Origin of the sequence: Kytococcus schroeteri, from assembly GCF_002847825.1 — a bacterium.
Classification (GTDB): domain Bacteria; phylum Actinomycetota; class Actinomycetes; order Actinomycetales; family Dermatophilaceae; genus Kytococcus; species Kytococcus schroeteri.
In genome coordinates this window covers 1-336 of sequence record NZ_PKIZ01000113.1, presented here as the reverse complement: position 1 = coordinate 336, position 336 = coordinate 1, and the positions used below count along the sequence as shown (strand labels likewise).

At 60.4% G+C, this 336-nt stretch carries 1 pseudogene; it reads right to left on the bottom strand.

Going from position 1 to position 336, the window contains the following annotated elements:
- Nucleotides 1-276: pseudogene (locus CYJ76_RS11765) on the bottom strand (hypothetical protein); the annotation flags it as partial.
- Nucleotides 277-336 lie beyond the last annotated feature (60 nt).

Here is a 336-nt window from a genome sequence, read left to right as displayed (position 1 = left end):
CGGGAAGTCGTCGGCCGAGCCCGCGGACCACTTGAATTCCATTTTCTTGAAGCCCGGGAATTCGCGGGTGCGGCGCACGTACTGCTTGCAGCTGGCCAGCGAGCCGCCGACGGTGCCGTTGATGCCGTGCTTGCTGATGAGGATGCGGCCTTTAAGCTCCAGCTGTTCGCATAGCGCGCGCTGCCACAGCATCACCGCGGTCGGGTCGTCGATTGGGGTGAAGCAGTAGTACAGCAGGATTCGAGTTTCGTTGAGGTCGGTTGCGCTATGTCCCATACCTCGGATTTTAGGTCTACTGCCCGCCTTCTGCGAAAACCGTCGGCAGCACCTCAATGT